At 45.8% G+C, this 3223-nt stretch carries 3 protein-coding genes; 1 reads left to right on the top strand and 2 read right to left on the bottom strand.

The window, feature by feature from the left end; translation table 11 throughout:
• Positions 1-114 precede the first annotated feature (114 nt).
• Positions 115-1515 (bottom strand): class II fumarate hydratase, encoded by a 1401-nt coding sequence (fumC, locus tag ACTXGO_RS11550; RefSeq protein ID WP_435949384.1) that lies wholly within the window; start codon positions 1513-1515, stop codon positions 115-117.
• A 132-nt stretch (positions 1516-1647) separates the two neighbouring features.
• Here fumC and ACTXGO_RS11545 point away from each other — a divergent pair, with 132 nt between their 5' ends.
• Positions 1648-2505: a 5-formyltetrahydrofolate cyclo-ligase gene (locus ACTXGO_RS11545; RefSeq protein ID WP_435949385.1), complete on the top strand. Its 858-nt coding sequence runs from the start codon at positions 1648-1650 to the stop codon at positions 2503-2505.
• Between the two features lie 447 nt (positions 2506-2952).
• On the opposite strand, the gene ACTXGO_RS11540 is transcribed toward ACTXGO_RS11545, so the two are convergent.
• Positions 2953-3223, bottom strand: a 271-nt coding sequence (locus tag ACTXGO_RS11540) for a Na+/H+ antiporter NhaC family protein (RefSeq protein ID WP_443574599.1), incomplete at its 5' end; no start/stop codon positions are given.

Below are 3223 nucleotides of genomic sequence, written 5' to 3'. Positions count from 1 at the left end.
AACCAAAAAAAGACCTTGCCACGCGACGTGACAAGGTCTTTTTTGTTGAAATCAAATCGGCGGGTTACGCTGTCGCTAACCCATCCTACTCACTTTATCTAAAAAAACTTCAAATTAAGAAGGATGTACCATGTCCTCTGGCGTGACCCACTCATCAAACTGCGCTTCAGTCATCAGATCCAGTTCAACCGCGACTTGCTTGAGCGTTTTGTTTTCTTTATAGGCCGTTTTGGCAATTTTTGCCGCATTCTCATAACCAACATGACGGTTCAATGCGGTGACTAGCATTAATGAATTATGCAAGAAGTCATCGATTTTGTCTTTGACGGGCTCGATACCAACAGCACAATTATCATTAAAGCTGTTGCACGCATCACCGAGTAGCTTGATAGATTGCAATAAGTTGAAGGCAATCACTGGCTTATACACGTTAAGCTCAAAGTTACCTGACGCGCCTGCCATGCTAATTGTGACGTCATTACCCATCACTTGTGCCACGACCATGGTCATGGCTTCTGACTGGGTTGGGTTCACTTTACCCGGCATGATGGATGAGCCTGGCTCATTCTCTGGAATGGTCAATTCGCCTAGACCACAACGAGGGCCTGAGGCGAGCCAGCGTACATCGTTAGCGATTTTATTTAAGCTGCCAGCTAGAGTCTTAAGTGCGCCTGAGGCAAAGACTTCGGCATCACGCGCCGCTAGGGCTTCAAATTTATTCGGTGAAGTGACAAACGGCAAGCCTGTTAGCTCTGCTAATTGCTCAGCTGATTTTACCGCGTAATCAGGATGGGCGTTAAGGCCGGTACCGACCGCTGTACCACCTAATGGCAACTCATATAAGCCTTGTAGCGCATTGTCGATACGAGTCAACGAATGATCAAGTTGGCTAACATAACCGCTGAACTCTTGGCCTAAGGTTAAAGGCGTAGCGTCTTGCAAATGCGTACGACCAATTTTGACGATGCTATCGAATTCTTTGGCTTTTTTATCTAGCGTATCGCGTAGTGCTTTTACCGCTGGGATAAGCAGGCTGTTAATTTGACGCGCGGCGGCGACACGAATAGCGGTTGGGAAGCTGTCGTTGGTCGATTGGGCGTGATTGACATGATCGTTGGGGTGAATTGGCGTGTAGCTACCGCGCTCGCTACCTGCGATCTCATTGGCACGGTTGGCGAGTACTTCGTTCATGTTCATGTTCGACTGCGTGCCCGAACCGGTCTGCCATACCACTAATGGGAACTGATCGGTAAGACCGCCGTTGATGACTTCGTCAGCGGCTTGTACTATTAGATCGCGCTTGTCATCTTCGATACGCTCAAGACTGGCGTTGGTAATCGCAGCGGCTTTTTTGACTAATGCCATCGCCTCTAACATTGGACGCGGCAGAGTCTCGCCACCTATTTTGAAGTTCTCGCGGCTACGCTGGGTTTGCGCGCCCCAATAAGCGTCTGCTGGGACTTCGACGTTGCCCATGGTGTCTTTTTCAGTACGAGTGGCCTGATTCTGTGACATAACTACCCTCTTTGATTTTTTATCTGTCCGTAAGAAGTGCAACGAGCGCTGCACATAAGGAAAATAGGATGTAAAGCGTCATTATGATAGCATGACTTATCACAAATTTCTCAACATCTGCGAGGGCTACAGGTGCCAAATGCTCAAATATCCATAAATCCGCCTAGACGTCAGTTTACAAGCCTACGCCGTAAGCTGAGCGCAAGCGAGCGCCGACAATTGGCACGTGAGGCAAGTCTGCATTTGATCAAACTCCAGCAGCGCTTGCCTAGTAACGCGCGTATTGGTCTGTATTATGACGGCTTTGGTGAGCTGCCGACTCAGCCCATATTGGATTGGTGCCAGCGTCTGCAATATCAGGCTTACTTGCCAGTGGTTGGCTCGCTTGGCCGTGATGATAAACGCTTGCGCTTTGTGCCGATTTATCACAAAAAAATTAGCAATGTGCCGACTCGTATTCATAGTCTTGGTATGAAACAAAATCATAGTCGTAAGCTACTATGGGCAACAGATTTGGACGTGGTTATCTGTCCACTGGTGGCGGTAGATATGGATGGAAATCGTATGGGTATGGGCGGCGGATTTTATGATACGACTTTAGGTAAAAGCTATCGATCAGGAGTAAAAAAACCTTTGCGTATTGGCTGGTGTTATGACTTTCAAGTAGTAAAGCAATTAGAGCGTCAACCATGGGATGTGCCATTAGATGGCTTGATAACGCCAAACGGTATAAGGTGGTTTGGTAATCATGCAACCGCTGACGAAAAAGTATCTAGCGCTGATACGGTTGATACCTATTTGCAAACACTAGGCAATGATGACACTAGGGAGATGCTCTACTACAGCCAAGAACAGGACTTTAGCGCTGAGGAATTATCAAGTGTCATTAATGAAGCGCGTTTAAATGAATTGCTTGCGCAGAGTGATAAATTTTTGGCTAGTTTGAGTGGTGAGATAGAGGGTTTTGAGGATGACAATAAAGACTCATAAAAGATTTGCAAAGACAATAATGAGCTATTTTCGCTCAAAACCACTAAGGGTAGTTTTTGCTGTTTTATGGGTTTTGTTTGTAGGACTAATCATTAGCGCAGGTTTTGAGCAAAGCCCTCATTCGTTCGATATGTACTCTGACAACAGTTCTGAGCCCTATCAAACTGGACTAGTATTATTTTTAATTGCTGCAATGATGTTACATTTAATTTTGCTCTTTGTTAGTGGTTTTTTGATGCACAATAATTGGAAGTTTTGCGTGATGCTGCTCATTACTATTCCATTCCTCTTATACTTTGGTATGGGCGCGATGCATGCGCCGCCCTCGTTAGTTTTGATGATCATGTGGACGCTCTTATCATTTTTAATATTTTTAGTATTATGTTTTTGCCAAGTCTGTCTATTCGTTTTAAGAAAATTTTTTGATAGAACGTAAGTTTTGTAACCTTAAAGCACCATCGCCGCAATCCAACCGAACGTAAGTAGCGGAATGTTGTAATGCAAAAAGGTCGGCACGACGCTATCTCTAATATGATCATGCTGCCCATCGACGTTCAGACCCGATGTCGGTCCCAATGTTGAATCAGACGCTGGCGAGCCGGCATCACCCAGCGCGCCTGCCGTTCCAATAATGGCGACGGTTGCCAATGGCGAAAACCCTAATGACATACATAGCGGTACGTAAATCGCGGCAATAATTGGAATGGTTGAGAATGAC

This window comes from Psychrobacter sp. T6-1 (assembly GCF_052258445.1).
The sequence above is the reverse complement of the archived record's forward strand: the minus strand, read 5'-3'. Positions and strand labels throughout refer to the sequence as shown.

Coding starts and splice junctions, on each gene's coding strand:
- fumC (WP_435949384.1), bottom strand. CDS start 1,515: ATGTCACAGAATCAGGCCACTCGTACTGAAAAAGACACCATGGGCAAC.